Origin of the sequence: Mycobacterium sp. (assembly GCF_040509115.1) — a bacterium.
In the GTDB taxonomy this organism is placed as follows: Bacteria; Actinomycetota; Actinomycetes; order Mycobacteriales; family Mycobacteriaceae; genus Mycobacterium.
The window spans coordinates 1-16,519 of sequence record NZ_JBEVLO010000124.1 but is presented as its reverse complement, the minus strand read 5'-3'; the positions used below and the strand labels follow the sequence as shown (position 1 = coordinate 16,519).

Genomic DNA, 16,519 nt, shown 5'->3' with positions numbered 1-16,519 from the left:
TCAGGCCCCGCAATCTGTCATGCAGTCGGTCGCCGAGTTCAGCTGAGCGGGCTTGGAATTCACCGCGCTGCAGCATCGCGACGACGGTGGTGCCGATTGCCGCCGCGAGCGGGTTGCCGCCGAACGTCGAGCCGTGCTCGCCGGGATGCAGCACCCCGAGCACGTCACGGTTGGCGACCACCGCGGACAGCGGAACCACACCGCCACCGAGCGCCTTGCCGAGCAGATACATGTCGGGCACGACGCCCCAGTGGTCGCACGCGAACGTACGCCCGGTACGGGCCAAGCCCGCCTGAATCTCGTCGGCGATCATCAGCACGTTGCGCTCGGTGCACAGCTTCCGGACCCGGGGGAGGTAGTCGGCGGGCGGCACGATGATGCCAGCCTCGCCTTGAATGGGTTCGAGCAGCACGGCGACGGTGTTCTCGTCGACGGCGTCGATCAAGGCGTCGACGTCACCGAATGGCACCGCTCGGAAGCCCGGCGTGTATGGGCCGAACCCACGGCGGGCGGTCTCGTCGTCGGAGAAGCTGATGATCGTCGTGGTGCGGCCATGAAAGTTGTTGTGCGCCACGATGATGTTGGACTGCCCTGCGGGTACGCCCTTGACGTCGGTACCCCACTTGCGGGCCACCTTGATGCCGCTCTCGACGGCTTCGGCACCGCTGTTCATCGGCAGCACCATGTCCTTGCCGCACAACTCGGCCAGCGCCGCACAGAACGGGCCGAGCCGGTCCGAGTGGAACGCACGACTGACCAGCGTCACCGCGTCGAGCTGCGCGTGGGCCGTCGCGGTGATCTCGGGGTTGCGGTGCCCGAAGTTGACGGCGGAGTAGGCCGCCAGACAGTCCAGGTAGCGGCGCCCCTCGACGTCGGTGATCCACGCGCCGTCGGCGGACGACGCGACGACGGGCAACGGCGAGTAGTTGTGCGCGGCGTACTGATCGTCCACCGCGATGGCTTCCGACGAGCGCTGGCGCGAGGAGTCGATGGGTTCCGACGAGCGCTGGCGCGAAGCGCCGACGGACCCTGCGGTGAGGTCGCCCGGTTCAGTCATGACGGTTTTCAGGATGGTCACTAGTACACCTCCAGCGTGCAGCATTTGACGGATCCGCCACCCTTGAGCAGCTCGGACAGATCGACGGGCACCGGCTCGAAGCCTGCCTCGACCAAGTGCCCGGCGAATCCGGTGGCATTGGCGGGCAGCACCACGTGCCTGCCGTCGGAGACCACGTTGAGGCCGAGGACGTAGGCGTCGGCGGTCGATACTTCGATGGCGTCGGGGAACAGCTCCGTCAAGCGCGCGCGGGCGTCGTCGGAGAAGGCAGGCGGGTAGTAGGCGATGGTGTCGTCGTCGAGCACCGCGAGTGCGGTGTCGAGGTGGTAGAACCGCGGATCCACCAGCTCGAGGCTGACGACGGTCCTGCCGGTCAGCGAGGCAACCTCGTCGTGCGCGCGTCGGTCCGTCCGAAACCCGTGGCCCGCGAGGATCTTCGAGCCGACGACGAGTAGGTCGCCCTGGCCCTCGTTGGTGTGATGGGTATAGCTGGGCTCGAAGCCATTGCTGCGCATCCACTCGGCGTGCGCCGCCGCTTCGCCGGCTCGCTGCGGATAGGCGAAGCGAGCGACGACGGCCTTGCCGTCGACGATCAGACCGCCGTTGGCGGCGTAGACCATGTCGGGCAAACCCGCGACGGGCTCGACGAATTCGACGGTGTGGCCGAGCCTCCGGTAGGTCGCGACCAACTCCTGCCACTGCCGCACGGCGAGGGCGGTGTCGACGGGTGCCGTGGTGTCCATCCACGGATTGATGGCGTACTCGACGGTGAAGTACGCAGGCGCCGACATGGCGTAGCGGCGGAGGCGGGGTTTGCGGGTGCGCTGGGTCGTAGGGGCGACATCGAACGCCGGAGTGCCGGCGACCTCTGAGATCGTCATGAAATAGACGATATTCACCGGCCCTCACGCAAGCAATCGCCACTCATTGCGTATAGGGGTGCGATCTGTTGTGTCGCGGCTATCATTACGACGATTCGTTGCGTCGAAAATGAAAGGACGCCCGTGGACCGTCTCGACCGGACAGATGAGCGCATTCTCGCCGAGCTGGCGGACCACGCCCGTGCCACCTTTGCCGAGATCGGCGAACGCGTCAACCTCTCCGCTCCCGCCGTGAAACGGCGCGTCGACCGCATGCTCGACGACGGTGTCATCCGCAGCTTCACCACCGTCGTCGATCGCAACGCCCTCGGCTGGAACACCGAGGCATACGTACAGGTGTTCTGTCACGGCACGATTGCGCCGGCAGAACTGCGCAAGGCGTGGGTGGGCATTCCCGAAGTGGTCAGCGCCGCCACCGTGACCGGTACCGCCGACGCGATCCTGCACGTGCTCGCCAAGGACATGCGCCATCTGGAGGAGGCACTCGAACGCATACGCGCGAGCGCCGACATCGAGCGCAGCGAAAGCATCGTCGTGCTGTCCAACATCATCGAGCGCGCGCGGGCCTGACCGTTCCGCGACGTGGGTGCGTCACGATCCGACGCGGCGATCGTGTAAGAACAGCCGGGTGACTAGTAGTGGCGGCATCGTCATCGTCGGCGGCGGACTGGCCGCGTCGCGCACCGCTGAGCAGTTGCGCCGCGCCGAGTACGCCGGGCCGATCACGATCGTCAGCGACGAGGAACACCTGCCGTACGACCGGCCGCCCCTGTCCAAGGAGGTGCTGCGGGCCGAGAAGGACGACGTTGCGCTCAAACCCGCCGAGTTCTACGACGAGAAGGACATCACCCTGCGGCTCGGATCTGCGGCGGCGAGCCTGGACACCGAGGCGCGGACGGTCACCCTCGCCAACGGCGACGTACTCGGCTACGAGGAACTCGTGATCGCAACGGGCCTGGTGCCCAAGCGCATTCCGTCGATCCCCGATCTCGAAGGCGTCCGCGTGCTGCGCACGTTCGGTGAGAGTCTGGCCCTGCGTGAGCACGCCGGCTCGGCAAGGCGGGCCGTCGTCATCGGAGCGGGGTTCATCGGCTGCGAGGTGGCGGCGAGTCTGCGCAAGCTCGGCGTCGACGTGGTCATCGTCGAGCCGCAGCCGACGCCGCTGGCCTCGGTGCTGGGAGAGCGGATCGGCGAGTTGGTGGCCCGGTTACACCGCGCCGAGGGCGTCGACGTGCGATGCGGCGTCGGCGTCGCGGAGGTCGGCGGCGACGGCCACGTCGAGAGGGTCGTGCTCTCCGACGGAACCACACTCGACGCCGACATGGTGGTCGTGGGGATCGGCTCGCGGCCCTCGACCGACTGGCTGCAGGGCAGCGGCGTGGAGGTCGACAACGGCGTTGTCTGCGACGCCCAGGGCCGCACCAGCGCCGCAGGAGTGTGGGCGATCGGCGACGTCGCGTCTTGGCGGGATGCCTTGGGCCACCAAGTGCGCGTTGAACATTGGAGTAACGTTGCCGAGCAGGCCCGTGTCATCGTGCCCGCCATGCTCGGTACCGAGGCCAAGTCCGCCGTCGTGGTGCCGTACTTCTGGAGCGACCAGTACGACGTCAAGATCCAGTGCCTCGGCGAGCCCGATGCCGACGACGTGGTGCACCTCGTCGAGGACGACGGCCGCAAGTTCCTGGCCTACTACGAGCGTGACGGCGCAGTCGTCGGCGTCGTGGGTGGTGGCATGCCCGCCAAGGTGATGAAGGCGCGCGCCAAGATCGCGGCGGGCGCGCCGATCTCCGACGTCCTCTAGCGATTTGCGTGTTGAAACCCGCGGTGGGCGCGGGTAAACGTGCACGAATCCCTAGTGCTCGCCGAGGTAGAACCGCCCACCCTGGTCGTCGACGCACAGCGCCGATCTGCCGTAGGACTGCTGCGACGGCTCCTGCAGCACGGTGCCCCCGGCCTCCCGCACCCGCTCCACGGCAGCGACGATGTCGGCCACCGTCCACATCGGAACGGTCACCTGCTCGTCGCTGCCGCCCGCGACGCCCGACATCGGATGCACGTTCCGTGGCTCCCAACCGTCCTCGATCCGGCCCCCATCGAAGCTCCAACCCAGCACTCGGCCGTAGAACTCGCGGAAGCTTGCGGAGTCGGTGACCTCGAACGTGACGTACGAGAGTTCGCCTGGCCCAGTGCCGTTCAGCGCCGGTCGAGGATCGTGGCCGACGGGCTGGTAGACCGCGAACGCCGCACCGGTCGGATCCGTGGCGCCTAGCACCGCGCCGAAGTCGAACTGCTGCACGTCGTCGACCGAGCCCCCCGCGTCGAGGATCGCCTGCCGCGCCGTGGTCAGGTCGGACACGGCGTAGCAGCAGAACAGCGTGGAGGCGGCGGCGCCGAAGATGCCGATGCGCTGGGTCGTGCTCGTCACCTGATGGCTCGTCGGGTCGAACTCCCAGCCGAGGACGTGGCCGTAGAACGCGGCGGCCCGATCGGCGTCTGCCGTCCACACCGAGACGTACCCGATGTCGCCGTGGCGGATCTGACTGACCGCACCGCCGACCGGTCCGCTCAGCATCCAGCGATGCCCGAACGGGTCGACGACCGCAGCCTGACGAGAGCCGTGGCCCTCCTGTGCCTCCATCACCACGTCGGCCCCGCGGTCGCGCGCCCGCTGCAACGCCTCGTCCGTGTCGGCGACGTCCAGCATCAGGCTTACCGAGACGGACTGTGGGGCAGGCGCCTTGAGCCCCAGCTCGGGGAACTCGTCGGCCAGGTACAGCATGCCGCCGCCGATCGACAGCTCGGCGTGCCCGATGCGGCCGTCGTCCATGACGATCGGCTCGCCGACCACGACGGCGCCAAGTGTGTCGACGTACCAGGCAATGGCGTCCCTGGCGCCCGCGACGGCGAGGTAGGGGATGGCGGCACTGCGGGGCGGCGGTGCCGTGGCGATGCTCTGCTCGGCGGGTTCGTTCAGTTCGGCGATGGCGGCATCGGTGCCACTCATGAGGACTCCCTCGGTTCGGTTCGGTAGTGACAGCGCCGATTCGAGGCGCGCCCGCAGTTGGGCGGCGAACGCCGAATCTGGCTGCACCGGAAGGTCGTCGCCGCCAAGCACGGTCAGCGGGTCCCGGCCATCTCCCGCGGCTCCGCTCATGACGTCCCTCCTTCCGGGTACTCGGATCTGAAGGCGCGGCGGGCCCGCACCAACAGGGCTTCGGTGGCGTGCACCGTTCGGCCGATCAAATCGGCGCACTCCGGCACCGAACGGTCGTCCAGGTAGCGCAGACACAGCACGGCGCGGTGGTGTTCTGGCAGTCGAGCCAGCACGCTCTCGGCGACGATGCGGTCTAGTTCGACGTCCCACTCGTCGGTGGGATCTGCCGGCTCGGGCAGGTCGGCCACCGGGACGGTGAACCGGTCGTGCCGTCGGCGGTAGTGGTCGGCCAGCTTGTGCCGGGCCACGCCGATCAACCACGGCACCGTGATCGACGGCGGTGAGTCCTTTCGGGCAGCATCCATCGCTGCCAGAAAGGTGTCCGACGTCAGGTCCTCCGCCGTGCCACGATCGCCGCACCGTCTGACGAAGTACCCGTAGACGGCGGGCAGGGCTTCGTCGTACAGCGCGAGCAGCGCGCGAGGCGCGTCTGGGGAGTCCGGTTCGGCGCTCACACCCCTATCGTCGCCGTTGGACTCCCAACTCCGACGCCCGTTCTCAAATTCGTTTGCGATCGAGCGCAGCGAGGCCTGCGCTGACGGTGTCGAACGCCTCGCCGAGGGCTGTTGGTAGGGACGCCGTCTCGTCGGCCAGCCAGTTCTCGTAGGCCGACAGGGCAACGCCCAGCATGGTCCACGCGGTGGTCTGGGGAATCAAGTCGGTCGGCTTGACGTCCAGGCGGCGCGCCACGAATGCGGCGACGACGGCCCGCCACCCCGCGTACATGGTCATCGAGTGGGCCTGAAGCGCTGCCGTCTCAAGGATGACGCGCATCCGCTGCCGGTGATGTGCGGTCTCGGCTTCGTCGAAACTGTTGAACGCCAACAGGGCTGAGCGCAATGCCACGCTGGTTGGTGCATCGACGGGCTCGGCGTGCAGCAGGTCGCGCATGTGGTCGAGGTGGGCGTCGAAGTCGCCCCAAGGGATGGCGTTCTTGGTGGGGTAGTAGCGGAACAGCGTGCGCCGGGCGATGCCCGCGGCCCTGGCCACGTCGTCGACGCTGACCTCGTCGAACCCGCGTTCGGCAAAGAGTTCCAGCGCCACGCTGGTGATGTGATCCTGGGTGGTCGAGCGGCGTCTTCCGACGCGAGAGGCCGGCTCCCGACTCATTCACACCCCCTCTTCCGTTTCGGCACTCGATGCCATATTCTTGCGACCCAGATCACAAATGTCGAGACCCACGAACGAAAGGTGTAACCCATGGAGCCGACCCAGCAGGCGGAAACCGAAACCGAGCTCGTCGCCGAGAGCCTCGTCGAAGAGGTCTCGATCGACGGAATGTGCGGGGTTTACTGACCGTGACGGCACCCGCCTCGGACGCTCGTACGTTCGATCCCGACGCCCGCTGGCGGGTGCACCACCAGGTGGCAGTACGGCCGGAACCGTTCGGTGCGTTGCTGTATCACTTTGGTACCCGCAAACTTTCGTTCCTGAAGAACACCACCATCGTCGACGTGGTCCGCTCCCTCGATGATCACCCCGATGCCAGGTCGGCACTGCGCGCCGCCGGGGTCGACGACGACGGACAAGCCCCCTATCTGCACGCCCTCGGTGTGCTGGTCCAGTCCAACATGCTGGTTCGCGAGGAGAATCCATGACCACGGTCGAACGGGCGCCCGCGCCCGCGATGAAGCCGGTGCCCAGGCTGGTGGAGCAGTTCGAGCACGGCCTTGACGCGCCGATCTGCCTGACGTGGGAACTGACCTACGCGTGCAACCTGTCCTGTGTGCACTGCCTCTCGTCGTCGGGCAAGCGCGATCCGCGTGAGCTGTCCACCCAGCAGTGCAAGGACGTCATCGACGAGCTCGAGCGCATGCAGGTGTTCTACGTCAACATCGGTGGCGGCGAGCCGACGGTGCGGTCGGACTTCTGGGAGTTGGTCGACTACGCCACCGAACACCACGTCGGGGTGAAGTTCTCCACCAACGGGGTGCGGATCACGCCCGAGGTGGCCGAGAAGCTGGCCGCGAGCGATTACGTCGACGTGCAGATCTCGTTGGATGGCGCTACCGCCGAGGTCAACGACGCCGTGCGTGGCCGCGGTTCGTTCGCGATGGCGGTGCGGGCACTGGAGAACCTGTCGGCGGCGGGTTTCAAGGACGCCAAGATCTCGGTCGTGATGACGCGTCACAACGTCGACCAGCTCGACGAGTTCAAGGCGCTGGCCGACCAGTACGGCGCGACGCTGCGGATCACCCGGCTTCGGCCGTCCGGTCGCGGCGCCGACGTCTGGGACGAACTGCACCCCACCGCCGCGCAGCAGGTCCAGCTCTACGACTGGCTCGTCGCGCGCGGCGAGGGCATCCTGACCGGCGACTCGTTCTTCCACCTGTCCGGGCTGGGACAGCCAGGGGCGCTGGCCGGGTTGAATCTGTGCGGAGCCGGTCGGGTGGTCTGTCTGATCGATCCGATCGGCGACGTTTATGCCTGCCCCTTCGCCATCCACGACCGCTTCTTGGCGGGGAACATCCTGCGGGACTCGGGCTTTGGGACAGGATTCGACAGCGTCTGGAAGCACTCGCCGTTGTTCCTCGACCTGCGCGAGCCGCAGTCCGCAGGTGCGTGCGGCAGCTGCGACCACTACGACGGCTGCCGCGGCGGCTGCATGGCCGCCAAGTTCTTCACCGGTCTTCCGCTGGACGGACCCGACCCCGAGTGTGTCCAGGGGTACGGCGAACCGGCGCTCGCGCGCGAACGCGACAAGCCGAAGTCCAGCGTCGACCACTCCAGGGCGGGAGGCCGCAAGGGGCCCATCCCGCTCAAGCTGCTCACCGGCCCGGCTCCGAGAAGCCAGGTCGCCGGCGGCCCGGCTCCGAAAAAATTCTGCAACGAAAGCCCCGTATAGATCATGGCCCGCGACATCTGGTTCGAAACCGTTGCCATCGCACAGCAGCGCGCCAAGAAGCGCCTGCCCAAGTCCGTCTACAGTGCGTTGATTGCCGCGAGCGAGCGCGGCATCACCGTCACCGACAACGTCGACGCCTTCGGTCAGCTCGGCTTCGCCCCGCACGTGATCGGCGCACTCGACAAGCGCGACCTCGCGACAACCGTTATGGGACAGGAGATCTCGCTGCCCGTCATCATCTCGCCGACGGGCGTGCAGGCCGTACATCCCGACGGTGAGGTGGCCGTGGCGCGGGCCGCCGCGGCCCGCGGCACCGCGATGGGGTTGTCGTCATTCGCGAGCAAGCCCATCGAGGACGTCATCGCGGCCAACCCGAAACTCTTCTTCCAGGTGTACTGGCTGGGCGGCCGCGACGACATCGCGGCCAGGGTCGAGCGGGCGCGGGCGGCGGGTGCGGCGGGCATCATCGTCACCACCGACTGGACCTTCAGCCACGGGCGTGACTGGGGCAGCCCCAAGATCCCCGAGCAGATGGACCTCAAGACCATCGTCAAGATGATGCCGGAGGGCCTGACGCGGCCTCGCTGGATGCTGCAGTGGGGCAAGACCTTCCGGCCACCGAACCTACGCGTTCCCAACCAGGGGGCCGTCGGCGAGGACGGCCCGCCATTCTTCGACGCCTACGGTCAGTGGATGGGCACGCCGCCGCCGACGTGGGAAGACATCGCCTGGCTCACCGAGCTATGGGGCGGCCCGCTGATGCTCAAGGGCATCATGCGCGTCGACGACGCGAAACGCGCAGTCGACGCCGGTGTTTCGGCGATCTCGGTGTCCAACCACGGCGGCAACAACCTCGACGGCACACCGGCCTCGATCCGGGCGCTGCCCGTCATCGCAGATGCGGTGGGCGACCAGGTGGAGGTGCTCCTCGACGGGGGCATCCGGCGCGGCAGCGACGTCGTCAAGGCGCTGGCCCTCGGCGCGCGCGCCGTCATGATCGGACGCGCCTACCTGTGGGGCCTGGCCGCCGAGGGGCAGGCCGGGGTCGAGAACGTGCTCGACATCATGCGCAGCGGCATCGACTCCGCATTGATGGGGCTCGGCAGGGCGTCGATCCACGACTTGGTTGCTGAGGACGTGTTGGTGCCTGCCGACTTCACCCGCGCGCTCGGTGTGCCGCCGGCTGACGTCGGCTAGCCCCTCGACTGGGCGGCGTTCTGGTCCCGGTGTGGCCTGCGGTGCTGGCGAGACGGACGTGATGACTTGACGACCGCGCAGCCGAACCCCGTCGCACCAATTGCTGCGCAAACGCGAACAATCGGCGCACGCCAGGTGAATTCGGCCTACCATCGGCGGGTGGCCTTCCCAAACGCGCTTGGGAACTCAACGGCGAGACAGCTCCACGACCTGTCCCCAGCGTTGATCATCCCGTTAGGTTCCACCGAGCAGCATGGGCCACACCTGCCGTTGGATACCGACACGCGGATCGCGTCGGCAGTTGCCAGCGCAGTTGCCGAGCATCTCGGGGGGGAGTGGATGCTGGCTCCCGCCATCGCCTACGGGGCGAGCGGAGAGCACCAGGGGTTTCCCGGTACGGTCTCGATCGGCACGTCTGCGCTGCAGCTATTGCTGATCGAGTACGGCAGATCTGCCTGCGAATGGGCGTCTCGGCTGGTGTTCGTCAACGGCCACGGAGGCAACGTCGGAGCAGTTGCTGCCGCCACGACATTGCTTCGCCGTGAGGGTCGCGACGTTGCGTGGTGTGCCTGCAGCGTGCCCGGCGGTGACGCCCACGCCGGCCACACCGAAACGTCTGTATTGCTACATATTTCACCCGAAGCCGTTCGGACCGACGAATGGGTCCCCGGGAACGAGACCCCGCTGGCCGACCTGCTGCCACGGCTGCGCCATGGCGGTGTCGCGGCCGTCAGCCCGGTGGGTGTGTTGGGCAACCCCACCACCGCGTCGGCGGTCGACGGGTCGCGTATCTTTGCTGAGATGTCCGAGAACTGCAGCCGCCGCATTGCGGCCTGGACCCCGAATTCTGGGGGGATGCTGCAGTGACGGGTCCGCGACTGCCAGACGGGTTCGCCGTGCAAGTGGACAGACGGGTCCGAGTGCTGGGGGAGGGTTCAGCACTGCTTGGCGGGTCGCCCACCCGACTCCTGCGTCTTGCACCGGCCGCCCAAACGATGCTCAGCAGCGGACGCCTGGAAGTCCACGATGCTCAGAGCGCCCAGCTGGCCCGCACTCTCTTGGACGCGACCGTCGCCCACCCCCGGCCCGCCAGCGGACCATCCCACCGCGACGTCACCGTGGTGATCCCGGTCCGGGACAACCCCTTTGGGCTCGGCCGTCTGATGCGGTCGCTGCGCGGCATGCGGGTGGTCGTGGTGGACGACGGATCCTCGCCACCGGTCCAGACCAGCGACTTCGACGGCATGCACTGCGATGTCCGGGTCCTCAGCCACGACGTCAGCAAGGGCCCGGCGGCCGCCCGCAACACGGGCCTGGCCGCCTGCGAGACGGACTTCGTCGCGTTCCTCGACTCCGACGTCGTGCCGCGCCGCGGATGGCTCGAGGCACTGCTGGGGCACTTCTGTGATCCCGCCGTCGCCCTGGTGGCACCCCGGATCGTCGGCCTGCGCGAGCCGCAGAATCTGGTGTCGCGCTACGAGGCGGTTCGGTCCTCGCTGGACCTCGGCCACCGCGAGGCGCCGGTGGTGCCGTTCGGGACCGTCGCCTACGTGCCGAGTGCCGCCATCATCTGTCGTCGGTCGGCGCTGCTCGACGTGGGCGGCTTCGACGAGACGCTCAGGTCGGGTGAGGACGTCGACCTCTGCTGGAGGTTCATCGAGGCGGAAGCCCGGCTTCGCTACGAACCCATCGCGCTGGTCGGCCACGATCACCGGACCAAGTTACGAGATTGGTTTGCGCGCAAGGCCTTCTACGGATCCTCCGCCGCACCCCTCGCGTCGAGGCATCCAGGAAAGACGGCGCCTCTCGTGCTGTCTGGGTGGACGCTGCTGGTGTGGATCCTCTTGGCCATGGGATCGGGGGTCGGCTACCTCGCGTCGACGGTCGTCGCCCTGATCACGGGGCACAAGATCGCGAAGACCCTCAGCGTGGTCGACACCGAACCGAAGGAGGTCGCGACGGTCGCGGCGCTCGGCCTCTGGTCGGCGGCGTTGCAACTGGCCTCGGCGATCTGCAGGCACTACTGGCCAGTGGCCCTCGTCGCCGCCGTGTGCTTCCGCAGATGCAGGCAGGTGGTGCTGGTGGCCGCCGTCGTCGACGGCGTGGTGGACTGGGCGGCGCGCAATGGCAACGCCGACGAGGACGGCAAGCGCATCGGGTTGTTCGCCTACGTCCTGCTCAAACGTCTCGACGACATCGCCTACGGGCTGGGCCTGTGGCGGGGCGTCCTTCGGGAGCGAAGCCTCGGTGCCCTCAAGCCTCAGATCCGTACCTGAAGCATCCGTTGCACTCCGACGTTCTGATCGTTGGCGCTGGCAGCGCTGGTTGCGTTCTGGCCGAACGGCTTTCGAGCGATCCGCAGTGTCGCGTCACCGTCGTCGAAGCAGGTCCCGGGCCGGCAGACCCGGTGGTGATGAGACAGATCAGCGACTGTCTTGCTCTCCCGATCGGCCCGGCGAGTGCCGTGGTCCGGCGGTACGAGACCACACTGACCGAAGCGCCCCTACGCACTGCGACGATCGTGCGTGGGGCGGTGGTGGGTGGCTCCGGCGCCGTCAACGGTGGGTACTTCTGCCGCGGCCTGCCCTCCGACTTCGACTCGTGGGCCATCCCTGGGTGGTCCTGGGACGACGTCCTTCCGCACTTTCGTGCCATCGAGGCCGACGCTGACCACGACGGCCCCCTGCACGGCTCGACGGGGCCAATGACCATTCGACGGGTTGCCGAATTCTGTCCAGGGGCAACGGCTTTCGTCGCGGCCGCCCGACGCGACGGCTTCGAGTGGATCGACGATCTGAACGGCGAGGCAGCGGGCAGGCCCGGGGTGGCGGCGGTACCGCTGAACGTCGACGCAGGGACGAGGATGGGGCCGGGCCTGGCCTTCCTCGGCCCGGCGGGGCACCGGCCGAACCTGACCGTCGTCGATAAGACCCGCGTCGTGCGGATCCGATTCGCCCGCGGCCGGGCCGTCGGCCTGGACTGCGTCGGACCCGACGGCCCCGTGTACCTCGGCGCGGATCGCATCGTGCTCTCCGCGGGCGCCATTGCGTCAGCTCACCTGTTGATGCTGTCGGGGATCGGACCCGCGGCGCCCCTCGAGGCGGTGGGCGTCAAGGTGCTCGGCGATCTGCCGGTCGGGACGCGCAGCGCAGACCATCCCGAATGGGTCCTGCCGGTCGACTGGCCGTCGGCCTTGGGGCGCTGTCCGTTGGAGGCCCTCGTCACCACCGATGACGGAATCGAAATACGTTCTTATACAACCGGTTTCGGTATCATGACCGGCATCGAGGACGACCCGGAGGATCGACCCCATCTCGGTGTCACACTGATGCGCCCGCTGGCGCGCGGCAGGGTGACGCTGGTCTCGGCCGACGACGAGGTGCCACCCCTCATCGAACATCGCTATGACAGCGAGCCCGCCGACGTCGACACGCTGAAGGCAGGCGTCGAGCTGGCCAGGCGGCTCGCCGGGCCAGCGTACGCGGACCGCAGCGCGTTCTGGTCGACCTCGCAGCACCTCTGCGGCACCATCCCGATGGGACCCGAGGGGGAGGCGCCGCTCGACGAGCAGTGCCGGGTGCGTGGCGTCGACGGCCTGTGGGTGGTGGACGGGTCCATCATGCCCGCCATCACCAGTCGTGGTCCACACGCGACGATCGTGATGATCGGCAGCCGCGCTGCGGACTTCATTCGGTGAGGTGACGCATCCCAACGAGCGCTTCCGCGAGAACCGTGGCGGCGACGACCCCGTCGACCACGGGGACGCCGAGTCGACGGCTCAGTGGAGCGGCGAACCTCGCCATCGCGGCACAGCCGAGGACGATCGAGCGACTGCCGTCCTCGGCCAGCGCCTTGGCGCACAGGTCGCCGATCGGCGCAATGGTGCTCGGATCGGAGTCGATGCGCAGCACCGGAATGTCGCTCGCGTAGACGCCGAGGCACGCGCTCGGGGTGTGCCCCTTCGCCAGCTCCCACGCGCGTGGCACCGTGGCGGACATCGAGGTCACCACGGAGAATGTTCCGGCAGCCAGGGCGGCCGCGTGCATCGCCGCCTGGGCGATGCCGAGGACGGGCACGTCGACCAGTTCCCGCACTTGCTCCAGCCCGGGGTCACCGAAGCACGCGATCACGTAGGCATCAGGCCGGTTGTCGCTCGCTGCGGCCCTCGCGACCTCCTCGAGAAGACCGGGGATGCAACGATGTTCGTCGTCGTCGTTCTCGATGCTGGCTGGACCCTCTGCGGGGTTCACCGCGATGATCTCGGTGTCCGATCGGGCGGCTGCGCGTCCCGTGGCTCCGATGGCCGCGGTCATCGAGGCGGTGGTGTTCGGATTGATCAGCAGCAGGCGCACCCCGTCAGGGTAAACGCGACCGAGCCGCCGTGCCCATCGGGCGGATCAGCGCAGCGAGTACCGAATCGGTAGGTGCTTGAGACCACCGACGAACGTGGTCGCGGAAAGCTCTGGCGCACCAGCCAGTTCGATGAAATCGAGGCGCGGAATCAGCTCCGTGAACAGGCTGTTCAACTCCATCCTGGCCAGGGGGGCGCCCAAGCAGAAGTGCACGCCGTGGCCGAACGCGACGTGCTTGTTCGGGTCGCGGGAGACGTCGAACCGGAACGGATCGGTGAAGACCTCCTCGTCACGGTTGCCCGACACGTACGCCAGGTACACCGAGTCTCCCTCGGCGATGTCGACGCCGCGCAGCGTGGTGTCGGCGGTGGCGGTGCGCATGAACTCCTTGACCGGCGTCGACCACCGGACCATCTCCTCGACGGCGGTGGGCATGAGGTTGGGATCCTCACGCAGCCGGGCCATTTCAGCCGGGTTGTCGATCAGCGCCCGCATTCCACCGGAGATCGCGTCCTTCGTGGTGTCGTGGCCCGCGCTGGCCACGATCACGTAGTACGACGCGGTGTCCACGTCGGACAACGGCTCGCCGTCGACCTGCCCGTTGGCGATCGCCGACGCCAGATCGCCGGTCGGCTGCTCTCGGCGCGACGCGGTGAGTTTGGAGAAGTAGGTGAAGAAGTCGAGAAGGACGGCCAGCTGATCCTCGAGTGAACCGCTGTCGCGCTTGTACTCGTCGTCGTCGCCCCCGAACATCTCCTGCGTCAGGACGTGCATGCGACCGAAGTCCGATTCCGGCAGGCCGAGCAGCGACATGATTACGTAGAGGGGGAAGTCAACGGCGACGTCGGTGACGAAGTCGCATTCCGGGCCGATGTCGGCCATCTTGTCGACGTAGCGCTTGGCCAGTTCGTCGACGCGGACCTTCAAATCGCGCATCACCTTGGGTCGGAACCAGTCGGCCCCGATCTGGCGGACCTTGCGGTGGTGCGGATCGTCCATGTGGATGAGCGTGCGCAGGCCCATGCCCGCCTCGAGTTGTTCCTTGGCCATGTCGTCGGCGGCGGCGGTGGACAGCAGCGGACGGGGTTCGCTGATGAACAGCTCGTTGGCGCGCTCGACGGCCATGATGTCGGCGTGCTTGGTGATCGCCCAAAACGGCCGGTAAGGCGGATTGTCCACCCACGCAACGGGATTGTTGGCACGCAGGTGGGTGAGCGCCGTGTGGAGGCGATCGTCGTCGGCGTACGCGGTGGGATCGGCCAGCACCTTGGCGGCTGGGTCCATGGTCGGTGTGCTCATCGAGACTCCTGAGGTGCGGCTGCACTTGACGGGTGTCAAGATGAGTCTAGGTCCGTCCTGCAGGGCCATCACCGGATTCCTCGGATTGGGGCGTTGGGTTCGCAGCCCCGAGACGGTCATCGCGCAAAGCCCCGCATTCGGTGATGCGCCGCCGGGGACCGCGTTCAGTAGGCTCGATCGCAATGCGCTCCGAATCGGTTGGCCGCCGCGTGTTCGCGATCCTGTTGACCGTGCTGGTGGTGGTTACCGGCTGTGCGCGTGGTGATGACGTGCCTCCACCTGCGCCGCAGCCGCCCGCCGACCCGACCGTAGCGCAGACCGCGACGGGCGCCGTGCGTGGCGTCGTCGCGGCCGATCACCGGCTGTTCGCTGGAATTCCCTATGCCGCACCACCTGTCGGCCCGCTCCGGTGGCAGCCGCCGGCACCTCCACGGCCGTGGCCCGGCGTGCGCGACGCGACCCACGTCGGCCCCCGCTGCATGCAGGACACCAGCGACCTGGAGATGGGCCGCAAGACCTCCGAGGACTGCCTCACGCTGAACGTATGGACGCCGCCTGCGACGGGGGAGAAGCGGCCGGTCATGGTGTGGATTCACGGCGGCGCGTTCATCAATGGCAGCAGTGGTCTGTACGACTCGCGATGGCTTGCCTCCCGCGGCGGCATCGTCGTCGTCACCCTCAACTACCGACTCGGGGCGCTCGGCTTCCTGGCGCACCCGGCGCTGGGGCCGGCGGGCGAAGTCGGCAACTACGGGTTGTCCGACCAGCAGGCGGCACTGCGGTGGGTACAGGACAACATCGCCAATTTCGGCGGTGACCCGGACGCCGTCACCATCGCGGGTGAATCCGCGGGCGGCATGTCGGTGTGCGACCACCTCGTCGCGCCCGCGTCGGCGGGCCTGTTCCGCGCGGCGATCATCCAGAGCGGGCCGTGTCAGGCGCAACTCGCCCTGCCGGATGCGGAGCGGATCAGCGTTGACTACGCGCGCGACGCGGGCTGCGGCGACCCGACCACGGCAGCGGACTGCCTACGCAGACTCCCGGCGGACAAGCTTCGAAAGCCGGTGTGGTACTTCCGCATCGGTGACGACACGCTCAGCGGACCCATCACGGGGACGACGGTGCTGCCGGTCGACCCGGTGGTGGCCATTGCCGAAGGGCGGGCGGCCAAGGTGCCGGTTCTCATCGGGACCAACGGCGACGAGTTCACACTCTTCGTCGCCCTGGAGTACCTGCGTCACGGCCCCTACGGCGACGACCAGTACCCACGACTGCTGGCTGAGACGTTTGGGCCGAACGCGGAAGCGGTGGCCACCCACTATCCGTTGAGTCGCTACGGCGGCAGCGTTCCGCTCGCGTACTCGGCATCGGTGACCGACGGCGTGTTCTCGTGCGTCGCCGACAGAATGGCCGAGGGGCTCGCCAAAACCGACCCCGTCTACGCCTACGAATTCAACGACCGCGGCGCCCCGGTGCCGGAACCCCTCCGGACTCTGCCCTTTCCCGTCGGCGCCAGTCATTCACTTGAGCTGCGATACCTCTTCGACGTCGGCGGCGCCCCGCCCCTGGATCCCGCACAACAGGTGGTGTCCGACCAGATGATCGACCACTGGAGCCAGTTCGTCAGGGACGGCAAGCCCGCCGATGCCTGGCCCGCCTTCGGGGCGGACGAAA

Annotated in this window: 17 protein-coding genes; 10 read left to right on the top strand and 7 right to left on the bottom strand. The window is 67.9% G+C overall.

The features are described 5' to 3' along the window. Positions 1 to 1,057, bottom strand: a 1,057-nt coding sequence (rocD, locus tag ABW137_RS09695; protein ID WP_526399277.1) for an ornithine--oxo-acid transaminase, incomplete at its 3' end; no start/stop codon positions are given. Between the two features lie 20 nt (positions 1,058 to 1,077). Beyond that, positions 1,078 to 1,938 (bottom strand): dimethylargininase, encoded by an 861-nt coding sequence (ddaH, locus tag ABW137_RS09690; protein WP_526399275.1) that lies wholly within the window; start codon positions 1,936 to 1,938, stop codon positions 1,078 to 1,080. A gap of 123 nt (positions 1,939 to 2,061) precedes the next feature. Here ddaH and ABW137_RS09685 point away from each other — a divergent pair, with 123 nt between their 5' ends. Both ABW137_RS09685 and ABW137_RS09680 read left to right on the top strand, forming a co-directional pair. Continuing rightward, the gene (locus ABW137_RS09685) at positions 2,062 to 2,508 is read left to right on the top strand and encodes an Rv2324 family transcriptional regulator (RefSeq protein WP_526399273.1); all 447 of its coding nucleotides are present in this window, start codon (positions 2,062 to 2,064) and stop codon (positions 2,506 to 2,508) included. A 16-nt stretch (positions 2,509 to 2,524) separates the two neighbouring features. After that, positions 2,525 to 3,739, top strand: coding sequence for an NAD(P)/FAD-dependent oxidoreductase (locus ABW137_RS09680; RefSeq protein WP_526399271.1), 1,215 nt, complete (start codon positions 2,525 to 2,527; stop codon positions 3,737 to 3,739). Positions 3,740 to 3,790: 51 nt separating this feature from the next. Here the strand turns inward: ABW137_RS09680 and ABW137_RS09675 are convergent, their stop codons facing one another. Genes ABW137_RS09675 through mftR form a run of 3 tightly spaced genes read right to left on the bottom strand, consistent with a single transcriptional unit; the run spans position 3,791 to position 6,262 of the window. Beyond that, a complete protein-coding gene (locus tag ABW137_RS09675; RefSeq protein ID WP_526399269.1) occupies positions 3,791 to 5,092 on the bottom strand; it encodes a VOC family protein in 1,302 nt (433 codons plus the stop codon). Beyond that, entirely contained in the window at positions 5,089 to 5,607 is a 519-nt protein-coding gene (locus ABW137_RS09670) for an RNA polymerase sigma factor (protein ID WP_526399267.1), read from the bottom strand. Before ABW137_RS09670 ends, ABW137_RS09675 begins: the two co-directional genes overlap by 4 nt. Positions 5,608 to 5,650: 43 nt before the next feature. Continuing rightward, on the bottom strand, positions 5,651 to 6,262 hold the full coding sequence (mftR, locus tag ABW137_RS09665; RefSeq protein ID WP_526399265.1) for a mycofactocin system transcriptional regulator MftR: 612 nt from the start codon (positions 6,260 to 6,262) through the stop codon (positions 5,651 to 5,653). Positions 6,263 to 6,352: 90 nt separating this feature from the next. Between mftR and mftA the strand changes: the two genes are divergently transcribed. The 7 genes from mftA (at position 6,353) to mftG (ending at position 12,891) form a co-directional block, all read left to right on the top strand. Next, positions 6,353 to 6,448, top strand: coding sequence for a mycofactocin precursor MftA (gene mftA, locus ABW137_RS09660; RefSeq protein ID WP_526399263.1), 96 nt, complete (start codon positions 6,353 to 6,355; stop codon positions 6,446 to 6,448). Next, complete coding sequence (gene mftB / locus ABW137_RS09655; protein WP_526399261.1) at positions 6,433 to 6,750, top strand: mycofactocin biosynthesis chaperone MftB; 318 nt, start codon at positions 6,433 to 6,435, stop codon at positions 6,748 to 6,750. The genes mftA and mftB overlap by 16 nt, the downstream gene beginning before the upstream one ends. A 29-nt stretch (positions 6,751 to 6,779) precedes the next feature. Further along, positions 6,780 to 7,997: a mycofactocin radical SAM maturase gene (mftC, locus tag ABW137_RS09650; protein ID WP_526399279.1), complete on the top strand. Its 1,218-nt coding sequence runs from the start codon at positions 6,780 to 6,782 to the stop codon at positions 7,995 to 7,997. A 3-nt stretch (positions 7,998 to 8,000) separates the two neighbouring features. Next, complete coding sequence (mftD, locus tag ABW137_RS09645) at positions 8,001 to 9,194, top strand: pre-mycofactocin synthase MftD (RefSeq protein WP_526399259.1); 1,194 nt, start codon at positions 8,001 to 8,003, stop codon at positions 9,192 to 9,194. Positions 9,195 to 9,329: 135 nt separating this feature from the next. Then, a complete protein-coding gene (gene mftE, locus ABW137_RS09640; protein WP_526399257.1) occupies positions 9,330 to 10,061 on the top strand; it encodes a mycofactocin biosynthesis peptidyl-dipeptidase MftE in 732 nt (243 codons plus the stop codon). Beyond that, entirely contained in the window at positions 10,058 to 11,470 is a 1,413-nt protein-coding gene (gene mftF / locus ABW137_RS09635) for a mycofactocin biosynthesis glycosyltransferase MftF (protein ID WP_526399255.1), read from the top strand. Before mftE ends, mftF begins: the two co-directional genes overlap by 4 nt. Positions 11,471 to 11,478: 8 nt before the next feature. Then, a complete protein-coding gene (mftG, locus tag ABW137_RS09630; protein WP_526399253.1) occupies positions 11,479 to 12,891 on the top strand; it encodes a mycofactocin dehydrogenase MftG in 1,413 nt (470 codons plus the stop codon). On the opposite strand, the gene ABW137_RS09625 is transcribed toward mftG, so the two are convergent. Both ABW137_RS09625 and ABW137_RS09620 read right to left on the bottom strand, forming a co-directional pair. Beyond that, the gene (locus ABW137_RS09625) at positions 12,881 to 13,546 is read right to left on the bottom strand and encodes an aspartate/glutamate racemase family protein (RefSeq protein WP_526399251.1); all 666 of its coding nucleotides are present in this window, start codon (positions 13,544 to 13,546) and stop codon (positions 12,881 to 12,883) included. The genes mftG and ABW137_RS09625 overlap by 11 nt on opposite strands. A 45-nt stretch (positions 13,547 to 13,591) precedes the next feature. Next, positions 13,592 to 14,845: a cytochrome P450 gene (locus ABW137_RS09620; protein ID WP_526399249.1), complete on the bottom strand. Its 1,254-nt coding sequence runs from the start codon at positions 14,843 to 14,845 to the stop codon at positions 13,592 to 13,594. Between the two features lie 182 nt (positions 14,846 to 15,027). Between ABW137_RS09620 and ABW137_RS09615 the strand changes: the two genes are divergently transcribed. Further along, a partial coding sequence (locus ABW137_RS09615) for a carboxylesterase/lipase family protein (RefSeq protein ID WP_526399247.1) occupies positions 15,028 to 16,519 on the top strand: 1,492 nt, incomplete at its 3' end.